The organism is Ensifer adhaerens (genome assembly GCF_002940685.1).
GTDB classification, from domain to species: domain Bacteria; phylum Pseudomonadota; class Alphaproteobacteria; order Rhizobiales; family Rhizobiaceae; genus Ensifer; species Ensifer adhaerens_E.
In genome coordinates, this window is the sequence record NZ_PNFP01000013.1 from 192,283 (window position 1) to 209,959 (window position 17,677).

Genomic DNA, 17,677 nt, shown 5'->3' on the forward strand with positions numbered 1-17,677 from the left:
GTCAGCCGGTCATCGCCTTGAAATGGTCGAGCATCCGTGCCGCATCCGGCTCGAGCCCGGTAAACAGGCGGAAGGCGCCGACCGCCTGGAAGACAGCCATTCCTCCACCGTCGAGCGTGCGGCACCCGCGTCGCCTCGCTTGCGCAAGCAGGGCCGTTTCGAGCGGGAAGTAGACGATCTCGGCGACCCAGTGGCGCGGATCGAGAAGGTCGCCGTTAAGCGGCAGTCCCGGATAATTCGCCATGCCGGTCGGCGTCGCATGGATGAGCCCCGACGCCGATTGCATTGCAGCGGTAAGGTCCGTGCCGGCTGAGATATCCGCCTCGGGAAACAGGCCGGTCAACATTTCGGCAAGCGCCTGCGCCCGCTCCGGCTCGCGGTCGAAAACTGCAAGGCGCTTCACGCCGAGTGAAAGTGCTGCATATGCCGTCGCGACGCCCGCGCCACCTGCCCCAAGCTGCACGGCGAAGGAGAGATCGGCATCCGGCAGTCCGCGCCTGAAACCTTCGGCAAAACCCCACCAGTCGGTGTTGTGACCATAGCGCCGCCCTCCCCTGAGCACGACCGTGTTGACGGCGCCAAGCCGCTGCGCGTCAGGGGCAAGCTCATCGAGATGGGCGATGACCACCTGCTTGCACGGATGGGTGATGTTGACACCTGCAAGCCCCCGCCGTTCAGCATCGGCAAGCAGGCGCGGCAGGTCGTCTTCCGTCGCGTCGATTTCGCGAAGGTCGATCAACTCATACGCATAGCGAAGCCCCTGAGCTGCGCCTTCGGTCATGTGCATCGCCGGGGTCAGCGACGCTTGAATGCCCGCGCCGATCAGGCCGGCCTTCAAGGGCCTTACAAGCGTTTCGGTCATGGTTTGCGTTTCCATCCTCAAAGCCCGCAACCACGGGCAGCCAGGCTTCGGCCCGCCGTGGCTTGCGGGCGGGCCGACGTCCTCCGGCAATTACTGGCCGCGGGCGGCGCCGATCTCCTTAAACAGCGCCTGCACCGTCTCCGTGCCGATCTCGGCGCTGAACTTGTCGATTACCGGCTTGACGGCATCACGCAGCTTCTGCGTTTCCTCTGGGCTGAATTCGCTGACCTCCATGCCGGTCTTGCGGATTTCCTCAAGGGCTGCGGCGTCCGCTTCGCGCGACACCTTGCGCTGATAGTCGCGCGCTTCGGTCGCCGCCGTCTGCAGGACGGTCTTTTCCTCGTCGTTCAGGCCATCCCAGAACTTCTTGCTGACGAGCACGATCTGCGGATTGTACTGGTGACGGGTCAGCGTCATGTACTTCTGCACTTCGTAGAACTTGGCGTTCAGGATGTTCGCGGCGGGGTTTTCCTGGCCGTCGACCGTTCCGGTCTCGAGCGCCGTATAGAGTTCGGTATAGGGCAGCGGCACGGCATTGGCGCCGAGCGTGTTGAACAGCTCGATCGGGATCGGGGACTGGATCGTGCGGATCTTCAGGCCCTTGATGTCCTCGAGCTTCGTCACCGGATGGCGGTTGTTTGTGAGATTGCGGAAGCCGAGTTCCCAGTAGCCGAGACCGACAAGGCCGGTATCGGGCAGAAGCTTGAGGAGACTGTCACCGAAGGCACCGTCCATCACCTTGTCCGCCTCGGCACCGCTGTCGAAGAGGAAGGGAAGGTCGACGGCGCCGAATTGCTTGACGTTGTTGGCAAGGATGCCGGCGTTCAGCACCGTCATTTCTATGACGCCGCCCTGCAGCGCCGAGACGGTCTGGACATCGCCACCGAGCGTGCCGCCGGGGAAGAGCTTGACCTCGATCTTGCCGCCGCTCTTGTCCTTCACGAGTTCGGCAAACTTCTCCATGCCGGTCACCTGCGGGTGACCCTTGTTGTTGGCCGATGCGAACTTGATCGCTTGGTCGCGTATTTCCGCAAGCGTCGGGCCTGCCGTCAGTAAAACGAGCGGCAGAGCAAGGCCCAGGGCCATTTTCGTCAGTTTCAACATGTTCTCCTCCCAGATTTGGCCGGCATGTCCGCCGGCCGTGTTGAAGCGTGAAGTTCTCATCAGTGCCCGAACCAGGTAACCGGAACGGTCACCAGGGCTGGGAACAGGACGAGCAGGAACAGGACGATCAATTCGGCGATCAGGAAGGGCAGCACGCCCTTCATCAGGTCTTCCATCGACAGTTTGGAGACGCCGCAGATAACGTTCAGGACCGTGCCGACCGGCGGAGTGATGAGGCCGATCGAGTTGTTGATGATGAACAGGACGCCGAAATAGACCGGGTCAATACCTGCCTGCTTGATGATCGGCATCAGCACCGGCGTCATCACCAGGATGGTCGGCGTCATATCCATCGCCGTGCCGACGAGCACGATCAGAACCATGATCGCCAGCAAGAGGAGCGTCTGGTTGTCCATCAGCGGTTCGATGAGCGAGGCAAGCGCGCCGGGAACGTCGGCAACGGTGATCAGCCAGGCGGATACTGCGGCACAGGCGACCAGGAACATGACGACGGAGGTGATCTTTGCCGCCGACACGAAGACATGAAAGAGCTGTGCTGGCGGCAGTTCGCGATAGACGACCATGGCGACGAAAAGCGAGTAGACGGCAGCAACCACGCCGGCTTCGGTTGGCGTAAAGACCCCGAACTTCAGGCCAACGATGATGATTACGGGCAGCATGAGGGCCCAGATGCTGTCGACGAGCGCCTTCAGCCGCACGGCCCCGCTCTGCCTTGGCGGCAACTCGAACTGCTCCTTGCGGGCAACGATCAGCCAGGTGATGCAAAGGGCCGCGGCGATCATCAGCCCCGGGAAGATGCCGGCGAGAAAAAGCTTGGTGATCGAGACGCCGCCAACGACGCCATAGAGGATAAAGCCGATCGACGGCGGGATGATCGGTCCGATCACCGAGGCGGAGGCGAGCAACCCGCCGGCGCGCGCAGCGTCGTGGCCGCTTTTCAGCATCATTGGCAGAAGCAGTGCGCCAAGTGCTGCAGCGTCCGCGACGGCCGACCCCGAGAGACTGGAAAGAATGCACGCGGCAAAGATCGCGACGAAACCGAGACCGCCGCGGATATGGCCGACCATCGCCATCGCCAAGGCGACAATGCGCCGGGACAATCCTCCGGTGTTCATGACTTCACCGGCAAGCAGGAAGAAGGGCACGGCCATCAGCGGAAAACTGTCGGCGCCGTTCAAGACGTTCTGTGCCACGATCTGCGCGTCGAAGAGACCGAGAAAGAGCATCAGCGCCACACCGCTGATAACGAGAGCGAAGGCAATCGGCACGCCGAGCGCCATGGGGCCGAGAAGGGCGCCGAGGAAAATCGCAACGGTCATCGCAATATCCTCAGCGCTTGGCGGAAACGGGGCCGAGAACCGGCTCGGGAAGATCATCGAGCGCCATCTCGTCCTCGCTGTCGCGTACCAGTTCGGCCGTTGTCACATCGATACGGCCCGTTGCGATCGCGAAGGCGTCGGCAAGAAGGATGAGGAAAGCAGGCACGCCGAAGGCGAGACCGGCACCGTAGAAGAAGCCCATCGAGAGCCCGGTAGCTGGCGCGCCGACGTGCAGATTGATCAGCGTCTGGGCCCAACTGCCGCTGATCATCAGCCAGGTCGCGAACAGCATCAACGCATGGCCCGAGAGCACAGCGATCCTTGCCGCAAGGGGCGGCAGGCGCTTGATGACCGTATCGACGCCGAGATGCCCGTGCTCGCGCATGGCCACGACGGCACCGAGGAAGGTAAGCCAGACGAAGAAGATGCGCGACAGCTCCTCCGATACCGTGATGCCTTGATTGAACGCATAACGCAGAACGACATTGCCGAAGACGAGCACAACCATGCCGGCGAGCAGCAGGGCAATCGTCACCTTCAGCGCAAAGAAATAGAAATCGATAATGCGGGTCATGCGCTCCTCCCAAAGCGGGGTGCCGTCCTGGCGCCCGAGCGTCGCATTGCATCGACGGGCGGCGTCAGGGGCACGATGCGGACACGACCTCCTCCGGCCGTCTTCGCTTATTACAAAATGTACGAACTAGTACGTATGTCAAGTGGACTCTCTTGAAAGAGCCCCATAACCTCAATATGAGTTTCATGGGAGGCGACGCGGCGTGCCTCGCAGCTCGCCCGTTTCAATTTGGTTTCATTGAAAAATTCCGGGAAAAAATTCCGGCTGGTGTCGGGGAGTGACGACGAAAGAATGGCAGGGCGCGCTGAGGCAAGTCGGAAGAACGATCCGGAACGAACCAAGGAGGACATCCTTGTCGTCGCCACGGAGGAATTCTCCACGCACGGCCTGGCGGGCGGGCGCGTTGACGCGATCGCAGAGCGAACCCGAACCTCCAAGCGCATGATCTATTACTATTTCGGCGGCAAGGAAGGACTTTATCTCTCCGTGCTGGAGCGCGCCTATCGCAAGATCCGCACGCTCGAGGAGGACCTGAAACTCGCAAGCCTTGCGCCGGAAGAAGCGTTGCGCACCCTCATTTCCAGTACTTTTGACCACGACGAGGCCAATCCCGATTTCGTGCGACTGGTCAGTATCGAGAACATCCACCACGCGGCCCATATGCTGCGGTCAGACGCAATCCGCGATCTGAATGTCTCGGTCATCGAGACGATCGCCGGGATTCTGGAGCGCGGTATCGCTGAAGGCGTGTTCAAGCGAAAGGCCGACCCGATCGACGTCCATATGCTGATCAGTGCCTTCTGCTTTTTCCGGGTTTCGAACCGCTACACGTTCGGGACGATCTTCCGCCGCGACCTCTCTGAGCCGGCTACGATCGGCAGGCACCGGGCGATGATCGCCGATGCCGTTATCAGCTATCTGAAGAATGCAGACGGACCGGTTTGACGACCGTCGTACTCGGTATCGTGCGATATCGACGTCTGTACTGGCGGCAAATATCGGCTGAACGAGCCCGCCAGAGAGCATCTGGCAATCGTGGCGTGAAGGCCCGCTTGTGGGCGAACGGCTTGCAATGGAGCCCACGATCACGAACCAGCAGCTCAAAGACTCTCCAAATTTAGACTTCACTAATATCAATCGACTACAACGCGTACTGCGCGAGGTTAAAGCTCTCGATTGTGACGCACTTGGGTGCGATCGGTGAGTGTATACACGCGGATGACTTCACGCCGTCGGATGCTTTCAAGCACACTTCCGACGTGCCGCAGGCTGAGTTCGCGCGTTGATCCTGGGGGTTCTCCATGTTTTTGAACCGCATTGATTTAGATGACGCCATCAAACGGTGGTGTGAAATCATCCTGACGTCCTTACCGTGGGACCGACTTGGCGGGTACGTTGCGCTGCGCAAGCATGACCTGACGATTGAACTCCACGAGCTCGATGAGGACGGCGATCTCATCGTTTTTACCACGGATGGCGAAGCGGTCGTCGCCCGGTTTCGTTCCGCCTACCCGTTCATCGTCACATACGGAGGAAACCCTGGCTACCCACTGGAGTATATGGTTTGGCTATCGTTCCAGATGCAGGCGAACTTCGAACGGTTGGGCGTCCTTGAAATGAGCGCGACGTACCAGGATGAGGACGACGATATCGAAAGCATGGCGGCCGTGGCGCTGGGCTTTTCACGCCAAGTCGATCTTGAAGACTTTATGATCCGGTTCGATGGCAAGGACCTGAGCCAACATCCCTTGTTTGGCTACGAGGTGTACGTGTCCGAGGTCGGGGAGAGAGATGCATAAGCCCTAGGCCCGATGTACCGAAAGCAAGGCAGCGGCAGGGAAAACACTGGGGGCGCCGACCCCGAAAGAGGATCAGAAAGTCCTGTAGGCCAAGAAAATTTGACACTAACCGAACGACGACATCGGTTGGCTTCCCCGCCGCGTTTGGGATAAAGTTCCCCGCCGCCACGGAGGATAAATTCCATGAGCCATCGCGGTGAAGACGTGTTGAGAATGGCGCGCCGCAATATGCTTGTCGGCATGTGGGCGGCAAAAAAACTGAACCTCGACGAGGAACGTGCGAAAGCATACTCGGAGGATCTGGCCATGGGCACGCTCGATGTTGAACGGAGCGATGTGCTCGCCAAAGTCCGCGCCGACTTCAAGGCTGCGGGCGTCGTCCAATCCGACGAGGAAATCCTGCGCGTCATGACCGAGGCATGGCTTCAAGCATCGAGCCCAAGGACGGCAACACGAGGAGACGCAAGCGACGCCGCAGTCGTGCAGATTGCGCGCAATTTCATGTCGAAGTGATACCGCGCCTCACCTGGCTGCAGCCGCAGGACCATAGCAGCCCTTGAGCGCTTGACTGCGTCAATCAGTGACTGGGGGATCAAGCTTGCCCTGCGACCGCAGCAGCACGGAGAGACGAATTGACGCGAACCCCGTTACAGAAGATCGCGTATCGGGCCTCACCGTCACCCGGGGCCGTTTCACCTGAAGTTTCGATCATATGTCGATGCAATGAGTGTGCTGCTTGCGGCAAATGCAGCCTCTCCATCGCGTTCCTCGACCGCCAGCAGGATCGCCTCGTGCTGTGCCAGAGACTGGCCAAAGCCGCCAGTTGCCGCCATCGTTTTCGGGATGCTTATCGAGAGCGCCGCTCGAATGACTGAGGCTACCGGCAGAAGGAAGCGGTTGTGCGCGGCCTGGAAGATATGAAGGTGGAAGGCGATATCGGCCTCGATCGCTTCCTCGACATTGGCCCCTCCCTCCGCCATGCGCAGGAAGGCGGCGCGTATGTCGGCATGTTCCGCAACGGAACCTCGCTTCGCAGCAAGGCGAGCAGCGAGCGGCTCTATCGACAGGCGGATCTCGAACAATTCCTCGGCAAGCGCCTCCTGATCTTCCGCGTCGCTCTGCCAGGACAGCACGACGGGATCGAGCGTGTTCCAGTGTTCGGCTGCCCGCACCCGCGTCCCGAGGCGGGGCTTCGCCTCGATGAAGCCCTTGGTCGAGAGGATCTTCAACGCTTCGCGCAGCGTCGTGCGGCTGACACCGAGCGTCGCCAGCATGTCTGCCTCTTTCGGCAGGGTGTCGCCGACCCTCAGCTCGCCGAGTGTGATGCGGCGGCCGATATCGCCTGCGATGCGAGCCGGCAGGCCGCGATCCTCCCGAGCGATTGCCTTCATGCGCACCGTCTCCCTTGTGTCTCGGCTTCGTTCATAGACGGTCGCCTCCGTCAGGAAAAGCCACCCATGGCCGCCGCATAACGCCGGGTCATCTCAAGGCCGACCGCGGTCGGCCGCATGGCCGGCGATCGGTCGTGGATTGTTATGCCCGCCCGCTCGCCAAAAAGGCGCTTGCCGTAGCAGAGCAAGGTCTCGATGCCCTGCATGGTGAAGACCACGGCGGGCAGCATCTGCCGATAGGCCTCTTCCGCGTGCTCGTCCCAGCCGTCTGAAAAGAACTCATAGGCCCGCACGGCATAGTCGATCGAGTCAGGCGCAAGGATCAGCCCGTGGCAACCGATGCGCAGGTTCTCCAGCAGTTCGAGGCCCGCCCGGCCATTGAACACCGGCAGCCGGCCCTCGGTGACCTCGATCAGATGCGCGATGTCGACAACCGGCCCCTCGCCCTTCACCAGCCGGATGTTCGGATGCTGACGCACGAGCTCGCGGATATCGGCCGCCGTCAGCCCTCGTCCCATCAAGGCCGGGGCATTCTGAATCGCGAGTGGCAGATCGGTCTGGTCGGCGACGCGGCCGAAGAAGCGGATATATTCAGCGGCCGAGAACTGGCCGACCATCGGCGGCTGAAGGATCAGCCAGTCGGCGCCGATGCCCGCCGCATGCCGCGCCTGGCGCACCTGTTCCTCGACCGACGAACCGAAGATCGTCAAAGCGACGGGCACCTGTCCGGCCGTATCCTCGACCAGCCACTCCATGATCGCCATGCGCTCGGTCTCGTCGAGCTTGGAGGCCTCGGTCGCAAGGCCGAGCCCTGCCATGCCGTGCACGCCGCTTGCCAGGCAGATCTCCGTCTGGCGCCGCATGGCGGCGCGATCGAGCTTCTCCTCCTTGTCGAAAAGCGCGTAGAGGATGGCGTGGATGCCGTGGAGGTTTTCGATGCGGAAGTCGTCCACCGTCGCCTCCTTAATGGCTTTCACGCGGAACCGCATGGCCGCGGCTACCGACGAGAAAATCGAGATCCGCGCCGCTGTCGGCCTGCATGACACGCTCGACGTAGAGGCCCTGGTAACCGCCGGCCATGTCCGGCGTCGGTGCCGTCCAGGCGGCTTTTCGGCGCGCCAGTTCCTCGTCGCTCACATCGAGGTGGAGGCGGCGCCCGGCAACGTCGAGCTCGATCCAGTCACCGTCCTTTACCAGTGCGAGCGGGCCGCCAACCGCAGCTTCTGGTGCCGTGTGAAGGATGACGGTGCCAAAGGCCGTTCCCGACATGCGCGCGTCCGAGATCCTGACCATGTCGCGCACGCCCTTTTTCAGGAGCTTCTGCGGTAGCGCCATGTTGCCGACCTCCGCCATGCCCGGATAACCCTTCGGACCGCAGTTCTTCAGCACCATGATCGAGGTCTCGTCGATATCGAGATCCGGATCATCGACCCGCGCCTTGTAATGGTCGATGGTTTCGAAGACCACGGCGCGGCCGCGATGCTGCATCAGCGCCGGCGTTGCGGCCGACGGCTTGATGATCGCGCCCTTGGGAGCAAGATTGCCACGCAGAACCGCGATCCCGCCGCTTGGCGTCAAGGCCCGATCAAGCGGCAAGATGACGTCGGCGTTGTAATTCTCGACCGCTTCGATGTTGGAGCCGACGCTTCGTCCCGTCACTGTCAGGGCATCGAGTTTCAGAAACGCGGCGATCTCCTTCATGACGGCGGGCAGTCCACCGGCATAGTGGAAATCCTCCATCAGATATCGACCCGAAGGCATCAGATTGAGGATGGTCGGGACGCCGCGGCCAAGCCGGTCCCAGTCGTCGAGGGAGAGCTCCGTCCCGATCCGGCCAGCGATTGCCAGCAGGTGCACGACAGCGTTGGTTGAACCGCCAATAGCGCCGTTTACGCGGATCGCGTTGGCGAAGGCGTCGCGGGTGAGGATCCTCGAAAGGCGCAGATCCTCGGCCACCATTTCGACGATCCGCCGCCCGGTCAGCCGCGCCAGCCGGGCACGTCCGGCATCAACAGCCGGACAGGCGGCGTTGCCGGGAAGCGCGAGCCCGAGCGCCTCAACCATCGAAGCCATGGTCGAGGCGGTGCCCATCGTCATGCAGTGCCCCGGCGAGCGCGACATCGCACTTTCGGCCGCCATGAAATCCTGTTGCGACATGACGCCGGCGCGCACGTCCTCGGAGAACTTCCAGACATCGGTGCCTGATCCGATCGTCCGCCCCTTGAAGCGGCCGTTCAGCATCGGGCCGCCGGAGATGACGATCGAAGGAAGGTCACAGGATGCGGCTCCCATCACCAGGGACGGCGTGGTCTTGTCGCAGCCCGCCATCAGCACGACGCCGTCGATCGGATTGCCGCGGATCGCCTCCTCGACATCCATCGAGGCGAGGTTGCGGAAAAGCATGGCGGTCGGCCGCAGATTGGACTCGCCGCAGGAAAACACCGGGAACTCCAGCGGCAGGCCACCGGCCTCGAGCACGCCCGCCTTGATGTGCTCGACCAGCCCGCGGAAATGCGCATTGCAGGGCGTCAGCTCCGAGAAGGTGTTGCAGATGCCGATCACCGGCCGCCCGTCGAAGACATCGTCGGGCAAACCGTTGTTCTTCATCCAGCTGCGATGAATGAAGGCATCCTTGTCCAGTCCGCCAAACCAGTGCTGCGATCGCAATTTTCTCGACATGTGCCCTCCCGATTGCCTTGAGCGCCCTGCGCTCTTTATATTTCTCATATAATCGGAGTTATTTCTGGTCAAGCGATGAACGACCCGATGTGGAGGCAAAGAAAAACCTCCGGCGCATGACGCCGGAGGTTTCAAAAAAGGAGCTATCGAAGTGGCTGCTCAGGGATGGTGCAGCACGCTCATGCCGCCATCGACAGTCAGGCAGGTGGCGTTCATGAACGGACACTCGTCCGAGATCATGAAGAGCGCGGCCTTGGCGATTTCCTCCGGTGTTGCGATGCGGCCGCCGGGATGGAGCTTCATTGTCTCGGCCTCCGCGGCCACCGGATCGGGGAAACTGTTCCAGTATTCCACCGCCTTCTGCGTACGGACATAGCCCGGCGCCAACGCATTCACGCGCACGCCCTGCCCGGCATATTCGAGCCCCAGTGCCTTGGTCATGCCGAGAAGCGCGTGCTTGGCAACCGGATAGGGGAAGGTGTGCGGAATGACGGTGAAGGCGTGGGTGGAGGCGATGTTGAGGATGACGCCGCCGCCGGCCGCGATCATGCCCGGCAGCACGGCCTTGCTGCAGTTCCACGCGCCCTTGAGATTGATGTCGAAGCAGCGCTGCCAATCGGCATCGGAGAGTTTCAACGGCTCGAAGAAGACGTTGACGCCAGCATTGTTGACGAGTGCATTCGGCTGACCGATCCCGCGGGCAGCAGCGGTAACCGCCTGCTCGATGGCACTTGCATCTGTGATGTCGGCCGTGGTGTAGGCGACCTTCCCGCCCGACGCACGCAGGCGCTCGGCTTCGCTTGCCAAGAGGTCGCCATCACGGTCGATGAGGAAGAGGCTCGCCCCCTCGCCAAGGAAGGTTTCGGCGATGGCAAGGCCTATCCCCTGCGCCGCCCCTGTGACAACGACGCGTTTTCCCTCAAGACGACCCGCCATGTCCGCGCTCCTTACCACTCGGCGACGCTGCCGTCGGCATGGCGCCAGATCGGGTTGCGCCAGCGATGACCTTCCTTCGCCCGTTCGATGACGTATTGCTCATCCACCTCGATGCCGAGGCCGGGACCTTGCGGGATTGACACGAAGCCGTCCGCGTAGTGGAAGACTTCCTTGTTGGAGATGTAGTCAAGGATGTCATTGCCCGTATTGTAGTGGATGCCGAGGCTCTGCTCCTGGATGAAGGCGTTGTGGCTGACGGCATCGACCTGAAGGCAGGCGGCAAGCGCGATCGGTCCCAGCGGGCAATGCGGTGCCAGCGCCACGTCGTAGGCCTCCGCCATCGCAGCAATCTTGCGGCATTCGGTGATGCCGCCGGCATGTGACAGGTCCGGCTGCAGAATATCGACATAGCCGTCGGCCAGCACCGACTTGAAGTCCCAGCGCGAATAGAGCCGCTCACCGAGCGCGATCGGCGTCGAGCAATGGTTGGCGATTTCCTTCAACGCCTCGCGGTTTTCCGAAAGCACCGGCTCTTCGATAAACATCAGGTTGAAGGGCTGAAGTTCCTTCGCCAAGACCTTCGCCATCGGCCGGTGCACGCGGCCGTGGAAATCGACGCCGATGCCGATATGCGGGCCGATCGCCTCGCGGATCGTCGCAATGGTTTCGACCGCCTTCTCCACCTTTTCCCAGGTGTCGACGATCTGCATCTCCTCGCAGCCATTGAGCTTGATCGCCTTGAAGCCGCGGGCAACGACGTCGCGGGCATTTTTGGCGACATCGGACGGACGGTCGCCGCCGATCCAGGAATAGACCTTGATGCGGTCCCGCACCTGGCCGCCAAGCAGAGCATGGACCGGCTGGCCGTAGGCCTTGCCCTTGATGTCCCAGAGCGCCTGGTCGATGCCAGCAATCGCCGACATATGGACCGCGCCGCCGCGGTAAAAGCCGCCGCGATACATCACCTGCCAATGGTCCTCGATCAGCAGCGGATCCTTGCCGATCAGATAGTCCGCAAGCTCGTTGACGGCGGCTTCCACGGTCAGGGCGCGGCCTTCGACGACCGGCTCACCCCAGCCGACGATGCCCTCGTCGGTCTCGATCTTTAAGAACAGCCAGCGCGGCGGAACGATGTAGGTGGTGAGCTTGGTGATCTTCATGGTGCGATATCCGCTGGGTGAAACAAGGCGACGATGTCGGCCGCCGGGAAGGGGTTTCAGCGCGCCGAAAGGGCGGGCCGGTGACGTTCGACCGCAAGCTTGAGGTCGCGGGCGGCAAGATCCAGCATGCGCGTGGAACAGTCGCGCGCCCTGGCCTTGTCGCGCAGACGCAGTGCCTCGACCAGTTCGCCATGGATATCGATTGCTTCGTCACGACGTTCGGCAACTTCATTGGAGGCATACAGCGAGAACTTCAGTGCCGCCTGGATGATGCCGACGAGTTGCAGGAAGACCTGGTTATGGCTGGCCTTGAGCAGGCAGGTATGAAAGGCGACGTCGGCGTCGGTGAAGCCGACGACATCGCGCTCGCCGTCCCGCATCGCCTGCCAGGCGCGCTCGAGATCGGCAATTTCCTGGACGGTCGCGCGCTCGGCCGCAAATTCGGCCGCCGCCGGCTCGATCGCCCGGCGGGCTTCCAGAACGCAGTTCAGAAGGTCGAATTCGAAGATGCGCTCGCCGATCCATTCAAGCACCTGGGAATCGAGAATGTTCCACTCATCCTTGCTGCAGACGATGGTGCCCACGCGGGAACGGCCGCGGACCATGCCCTTCGATTCCAGCACCTTCAGGGTTTCGCGGATGACAGTCCGGCTGACGCCGTAACGCTCGCAAAGATCGTTCTCACGCGGCAGGAAGGAGCCGACCGGAAAGACGTCGGCGCAGATGTCCGAGGCGATGGCGCGCGTCACGTTCTTCTGAACGCGAGGGCGACGCTGACCGCGCTCCTCCGCGCCGTTGCTGTAGTCCTGCTCTTCCACCGCCATTTTCCTCCCGCTCCCGTCTCCCTGTCGCTCCATAGCGCGGACGCTTGAAGGCGACAACGCAGCGAAGCACGTTATCGTTATACATCACTATCTCATTCATCATACAAAGGCAATTGACGAATATGATGATTCATCATACACAAATGCTCACTGCAGGAGGCAGTTCACCAGGGAGAGACATCATGCGCTTTATCAAGGCAGCCATTCTGGCTGGTACCGTCGCCGTGTTTGCGGCAACCTCGGCGTTCGCTGCCGACGTCAAGATCGGCTTCATCGTCAAGCAGCCGGAAGAGCCGTGGTTCCAGGACGAATGGAAGTTCGCCGACGTCGCCGCCAAGGAAAAGGGCTTCACGCTGGTCAAGATCGGCGCGGAAGACGGCGAGAAGGTTCAATCGGCAATCGACAATCTCGGTGCCCAGGGCGCGCAGGGCTTCATCGTCTGCACCCCTGACGTCAAACTCGGCCCCGGCATCGTCGCGAAAGCGGCCGCCAACGACCTCAAGCTGATGACCGTCGACGACCGTTTGGTCAACGCAGACGGCAGCCCGATCGAAGACGTGCCCCACATGGGCATTTCGGCGACGAAGATCGGCGAAGCCGTTGGTCAGGCCCTGGTCGACGAAATCAAGAAGCGTGGCTGGGACATGAAGGACGTCGGCGCGATCCGCGTTTCCTACGACCAGCTCCCGACGGCGGTCGACCGCGTCGAGGGCGCACTTTCGGTTCTCAAGGCCAACGGCTTCCCGCAAGCCAACATCTTCGACGCGCCGCAGGCAAAGACCGATACCGAGGCCGCACTCAACGCCTCGACGATCGTGCTCAACAAGAATGCCGGCATCAAGAAATGGGTCGCGATCGGCCTCAATGACGAAGCGGTACTCGGCGCCGTGCGCGCGACCGAAACGGTCGGCATTGCTCCAGACAGCATGATCGGCGTCGGCATTGGCGGCGCGGATTCGGCCATCAACGAGTTCAAGAAGCCCGCAGCCACCGGCTTCTTCGGCACCGTCATCATCTCGCCGAAGCGCCACGGCTACGAGACCGCACTCAACATGTACGAGTGGATCGCCAACGGCAAGGAACCGGAAAAGCTGACCCTGACCGCCGGCCAACTGGCGCTGCGCGACAACTACGAGGCCGTACGCAAGGATCTCGGCATCGAGTAATCGCTGCTTGCGACACGAGATCACGATTGTTGGGGTCGGACCGACCCAAACAATAAACGTGATCGATTCTGGTAGTTTAGAGCGGGATGCGGGCGGAAAACCGCGCACACTTTTCCTCATCCCGCTCTATCGGCCCGGCGGCTCGGCTGCCTGGCGTTCCGTATCGGAGCCGCATATGCAAGACTTCCTCGAATTCCAATCGATCTCCAAGGGCTATCCCGGCGTCCAGGCGCTGTCGGACATCTCGTTCTCCGTCGCCAAGGGCGCCGTCCATGGCCTCATGGGCGAGAATGGTGCCGGCAAGTCGACGCTCATCCGCCTGCTCTCCGGCGACCAGGCGGCCGATGAGGGCGAGATCCGTATCGAAGGCGAGGCGCAAGGCTATCGCTCCGTACGCGATGCCTTTCGCGCCGGCGTTATCGTCATCCACCAGGAACTGCAGCTCGTTCCGGAACTGACGGTCGCCGAAAACCTCTGGCTCGGCCACTTCCCCGGCAAGGGCGGGGTCATCGATCGCCGCCAGTTGCTCCGCGTCGTCGGCGAGAAGCTTGCAGAAATCGGCATCGACGTCGATCCGTCGGCCAAGATCGCATCGCTGTCCATCGGCGAGCGCCAGATGGTCGAGATCGCCAAGGCGGTCATGCTCGATGCGCGCGTCATCGCGCTCGACGAGCCGACATCGTCGTTGTCATCACGCGAAAGCGAAATCCTCTTTGCCCTCATCGAACGCCTGCGTTCGAACGGCACGGTGATCCTCTATGTGTCGCATCGGCTGGACGAGATCTTCCGTCTTTGCGACAGCCTGACGGTGCTGCGCGACGGCAAACTTGCCGCCCACCATCCCGACATTTCCAAGGTGACGCGCGACCAGATCATCGCCGAGATGGTCGGGCGCGAAATCTCCAACATCTGGGGCTGGCGGAGCCGCGATCTCGGCGCTGAACGGCTGCGCGTCGAAGCGATCTGCGGGCCGAAACTGAAGACGCCCTTGAGTTTCTCCGTCCGGCGCGGCGAAATCCTCGGCTTCTTCGGCCTGATCGGCGCCGGCCGCAGCGAGATGACCCGGCTCGTCTATGGAGCCGACAGACGCCACCAGGGAACTGTGGCGATCGACGGCACGACCGTGCCGGCAGACAATCCGCCGCAATCCATCCGCGCCGGCATGGTCCTGTGCCCCGAGGACCGCAAGTTCGACGGCATCGTTCAGGGGCGTAGCATCGAAGAAAACATGGCGATCTCGTCGCGCCGGCACTTTTCGCCCTTCGGCATCCTCAATCTCAAGAAGGAAGCGGAGCTGGCCGACCGCTTCATCGCCAAGCTTCGGGTGCGCACGCCCTCGCGCAAGCAGGACATCATCAATCTCTCCGGTGGCAATCAGCAGAAGGTCATCCTTGGCCGCTGGCTCTCCGAGCAGGGCGTGAAGGTGCTGATCATCGATGAGCCGACGCGCGGCATCGATGTCGGCGCCAAGTCGGAGATCTACGAAATCCTTTATGAACTCGCAGCTGAGGGCATGGCGATCGTCGTCATCTCCAGCGAATTGCCGGAGGTGATGGGCATCACCGACCGTATCCTCGTCATGTGCCAGGGCCGGATCGCCGCCGACATCGCGCGCGCCGATTTCGACGAACGGCGCATCCTTGCCGCCGCCCTTCCCGATGTTCCAACCGAGCAGGTCCAGCCGTCATGACTTCCTTGAAAAAACTTCTTCTCGGCGAACAGGGTCTGGTCGTCATCTTCGCCGTCGCCTTTGCCATCGTGGCGCTGACGGTTCCGAACTTTTTGACCGAGCGCAACATGCTCGGACTGCTGCAGTCCGTCGTCACCATCGGTATCGTCGCCTGCACGATGATGTTCTGCCTGGCCTCCCGTGATTTCGATCTCTCGGTCGGCTCGACGGTCGCATTTTCCGGCATGGTCGCGGTCATGGCTTCGAACGCCTCTGGATCGATCCTGATCGGGCTTGCCGCAGCCCTCCTGTGCGGCGGCTTCGTTGGCCTCGTCAACGGTGTGGTCATCGCCCATTTTCGCATCAACGCGCTGATCACGACGCTCGCCACCATGCAGATCGTCCGCGGCTTCGCGCTGATCGCGTCGGATGGCCGCGCCGTCGGCATCAACGACCCCAGTTTTTACCAGCTCGCGCTGTCGAAATTCCTGGGTATCCCGACGCCGATCTGGGTCATGGGTTTCTTCTTCCTCGTCTTCGGCTTCGTCTTGAACCGCACGGTCTTCGGCAAGAACACGCTGGCGATCGGCGGCAATCCGGAGGCTTCGCGTCTTGCCGGCGTCAACGTCTCCAACATGCGCATCTGGATCTTCGCGCTGCAGGGCCTCGTCTGCGCCGTTGCCGGGGTGCTTCTCGCCTCGCGCATCACCTCCGGCCAGCCGAATGCGGCAACGGGTCTCGAACTTTCGGTCATTTCGGCCTGCGTGCTCGGCGGCGTCTCGCTTGCGGGCGGCCGCGCGGCGATGACCGGCGTGATCGTCGGTGTCCTGATCATGGGCATCGCCGAAAACGTCATGAACCTGCTCAACATCCAGGCCTTCTACCAGTATGTCGTGCGTGGTCTGATCCTGTTGCTCGCAGTGCTGCTCGACAATCTGCGCTCCGCTGCTGCCGGCCGCCGCGGCTGAATGGGATGATGGACGGCGTCCTCCTCCTCGACAATGACGAAGGGCTCACCGTCGAGGTGAGCCCGCTCGGCGGCGCCATTCTATCGGCCCGCTGGCGAGGTACACCAGTGTTCGCCCCGACGCCGACGCCGGGGCTTGCGTCGCAGGTGTTCGGCGCCGAGGCTTGCTTTCCACTGGTGCCCTTCGGCAACCGCATCGAGGCCAATCGCTTCCAATTCGAAGATCGCGAATACAGGCTGGAAGCGAACACGACCGATCCGCTCGTATTGCACGGAGACGGCTGGCTTGAGCGTTGGTCAGTTCTGCGGCGGGACCGGCAATCCGTTACGTTTCGCTTTCGCCAGGAGGCAAGCGTTGCCACACCCTTTGCCTATGAAGCGGCAGAGACGATCGTCATCGACGGACCGCGCCTGATCCTCTCGCTCTCCATTACCAACCGCGCCGACCAGGCCCTGCCCTACGGACTGGGCTTCCATCCATACTTTCCGCGCACGCCTGAAATGCGCCTTTTCGCCCGTGCCGGCCGATATTGGAGCGAACGGGAGGGTCATCTGCCGGACCGCCCCGTCCCCATCCCTCAGACCATGAACTTTGCATCCGGCTCCGCCTTGCCCCCAGACTGGCTGAACAATGCCTTCGACGGCTGGGATGGACGAGCCCGCATCGAATGGCAGGAAACGGGGCTTGCCGCTTCGCTGGAAGCCGATGGGCATTTTCGGTTCTTCGTTCTCTACGCGCCGTCGGCGACAAGCAGCTTCTTTTGCTTCGAGCCGATGAGCCATCGGCCCAACGCGCACAGCGATCAACGAGACGGCGGCCTCGTCCGCCTGCAGCCTCTCCAGACCGTGACTGGAACGATCGCGTTGAGCATCGAAGAGCTGGCGAGCGGGTAGCCCTTCGTAGGAGCTGCGTGAGTCCGTGGTCGAGTCCAAACTCGAAGTCATGACCGCCCCTACGCCACGCGCGTTCGCTTCGGCGGCGAACGTGTTTTTCGCCGCCGCGCGCCCGCGTGTCCGCTGCCGATGCTCGGCTCCGAAAGCGCGAAAGCATTCCACTTTCAGCGACGAAAACGACCAATATTGAGTTTTCTATTCTCACAATATGGACATTTCTGCACAAGCGTGCCAAAAGACAATCGGATTGCGACATGATGTCGTATTTGCGCTAGCCTTTTCGGTCGCGCGCCTTTCCGTTTCGCTGATCGT

At 61.9% G+C, this 17,677-nt stretch carries 17 protein-coding genes; 7 read left to right on the top strand and 10 right to left on the bottom strand.

Going from position 1 to position 17,677, the window contains the following annotated elements:
* Window position 1: 1 nt before the first annotated feature.
* The 4 genes from C1A35_RS24365 to C1A35_RS24380 form a co-directional block, all read right to left on the bottom strand.
* The gene (locus C1A35_RS24365) at window positions 2–862 is read right to left on the bottom strand and encodes a shikimate dehydrogenase (RefSeq protein WP_104666842.1); all 861 of its coding nucleotides are present in this window, start codon (window positions 860–862) and stop codon (window positions 2–4) included.
* 90 nt (window positions 863–952) lie between these two features.
* Window positions 953–1,966: a TRAP transporter substrate-binding protein gene (locus C1A35_RS24370; RefSeq protein ID WP_104666843.1), complete on the bottom strand. Its 1,014-nt coding sequence runs from the start codon at window positions 1,964–1,966 to the stop codon at window positions 953–955.
* Window positions 1,967–2,025: 59 nt separating this feature from the next.
* Window positions 2,026–3,306, bottom strand: a complete 1,281-nt coding sequence (locus C1A35_RS24375) for a TRAP transporter large permease (RefSeq protein WP_104666844.1) — start codon at window positions 3,304–3,306, stop codon at window positions 2,026–2,028.
* Between the two features lie 10 nt (window positions 3,307–3,316).
* Window positions 3,317–3,880, bottom strand: a complete 564-nt coding sequence (locus C1A35_RS24380) for a TRAP transporter small permease (protein WP_104666845.1) — start codon at window positions 3,878–3,880, stop codon at window positions 3,317–3,319.
* Between the two features lie 291 nt (window positions 3,881–4,171).
* On the opposite strand from C1A35_RS24380, the gene C1A35_RS24385 reads away from it, so the two are divergent.
* The 3 genes from C1A35_RS24385 to C1A35_RS24395 all read left to right on the top strand — a co-directional run bounded on the left by C1A35_RS24385 (window position 4,172) and on the right by C1A35_RS24395 (window position 6,192).
* The gene (locus C1A35_RS24385) at window positions 4,172–4,825 is read left to right on the top strand and encodes a TetR/AcrR family transcriptional regulator (protein WP_104666846.1); all 654 of its coding nucleotides are present in this window, start codon (window positions 4,172–4,174) and stop codon (window positions 4,823–4,825) included.
* A 356-nt stretch (window positions 4,826–5,181) separates the two neighbouring features.
* On the top strand, window positions 5,182–5,679 hold the full coding sequence (locus C1A35_RS24390) for a hypothetical protein (protein ID WP_104666847.1): 498 nt from the start codon (window positions 5,182–5,184) through the stop codon (window positions 5,677–5,679).
* Between the two features lie 213 nt (window positions 5,680–5,892).
* Window positions 5,893–6,192 (top strand): ATPase inhibitor subunit zeta, encoded by a 300-nt coding sequence (locus C1A35_RS24395; protein ID WP_104666848.1) that lies wholly within the window; start codon window positions 5,893–5,895, stop codon window positions 6,190–6,192.
* A gap of 179 nt (window positions 6,193–6,371) precedes the next feature.
* On the opposite strand, the gene C1A35_RS24400 is transcribed toward C1A35_RS24395, so the two are convergent.
* From C1A35_RS24400 to C1A35_RS24425, 6 genes are all read right to left on the bottom strand, one after another.
* On the bottom strand, window positions 6,372–7,070 hold the full coding sequence (locus tag C1A35_RS24400; RefSeq protein ID WP_104666849.1) for a FadR/GntR family transcriptional regulator: 699 nt from the start codon (window positions 7,068–7,070) through the stop codon (window positions 6,372–6,374).
* A 50-nt stretch (window positions 7,071–7,120) separates the two neighbouring features.
* Window positions 7,121–8,047 (bottom strand): dihydrodipicolinate synthase family protein, encoded by a 927-nt coding sequence (locus C1A35_RS24405; protein WP_234822977.1) that lies wholly within the window; start codon window positions 8,045–8,047, stop codon window positions 7,121–7,123.
* The gene (araD, locus tag C1A35_RS24410) at window positions 8,034–9,749 is read right to left on the bottom strand and encodes an L-arabinonate dehydratase (RefSeq protein ID WP_104666851.1); all 1,716 of its coding nucleotides are present in this window, start codon (window positions 9,747–9,749) and stop codon (window positions 8,034–8,036) included. Before araD ends, C1A35_RS24405 begins: the two co-directional genes overlap by 14 nt.
* A gap of 159 nt (window positions 9,750–9,908) precedes the next feature.
* The gene (locus tag C1A35_RS24415) at window positions 9,909–10,685 is read right to left on the bottom strand and encodes an SDR family oxidoreductase (RefSeq protein ID WP_104666852.1); all 777 of its coding nucleotides are present in this window, start codon (window positions 10,683–10,685) and stop codon (window positions 9,909–9,911) included.
* Between the two features lie 11 nt (window positions 10,686–10,696).
* Window positions 10,697–11,845, bottom strand: a complete 1,149-nt coding sequence (gene dgoD / locus C1A35_RS24420) for a galactonate dehydratase (RefSeq protein ID WP_104666853.1) — start codon at window positions 11,843–11,845, stop codon at window positions 10,697–10,699.
* 56 nt (window positions 11,846–11,901) lie between these two features.
* Window positions 11,902–12,669: a FadR/GntR family transcriptional regulator gene (locus tag C1A35_RS24425; RefSeq protein ID WP_104666854.1), complete on the bottom strand. Its 768-nt coding sequence runs from the start codon at window positions 12,667–12,669 to the stop codon at window positions 11,902–11,904.
* 182 nt (window positions 12,670–12,851) lie between these two features.
* Between C1A35_RS24425 and C1A35_RS24430 the strand changes: the two genes are divergently transcribed.
* The 4 genes from C1A35_RS24430 (at window position 12,852) to C1A35_RS24445 (ending at window position 17,365) form a co-directional block, all read left to right on the top strand.
* Window positions 12,852–13,835, top strand: a complete 984-nt coding sequence (locus C1A35_RS24430; RefSeq protein ID WP_104666855.1) for an arabinose ABC transporter substrate-binding protein — start codon at window positions 12,852–12,854, stop codon at window positions 13,833–13,835.
* A gap of 175 nt (window positions 13,836–14,010) precedes the next feature.
* Complete coding sequence (araG, locus tag C1A35_RS24435; RefSeq protein ID WP_104666856.1) at window positions 14,011–15,525, top strand: L-arabinose ABC transporter ATP-binding protein AraG; 1,515 nt, start codon at window positions 14,011–14,013, stop codon at window positions 15,523–15,525.
* Window positions 15,522–16,472, top strand: a complete 951-nt coding sequence (araH, locus tag C1A35_RS24440; RefSeq protein WP_104666857.1) for an L-arabinose ABC transporter permease AraH — start codon at window positions 15,522–15,524, stop codon at window positions 16,470–16,472. The genes araG and araH overlap by 4 nt, the downstream gene beginning before the upstream one ends.
* 5 nt (window positions 16,473–16,477) lie before the next feature.
* Window positions 16,478–17,365, top strand: coding sequence for an aldose 1-epimerase (locus C1A35_RS24445; RefSeq protein WP_104666858.1), 888 nt, complete (start codon window positions 16,478–16,480; stop codon window positions 17,363–17,365).
* Window positions 17,366–17,677 lie beyond the last annotated feature (312 nt).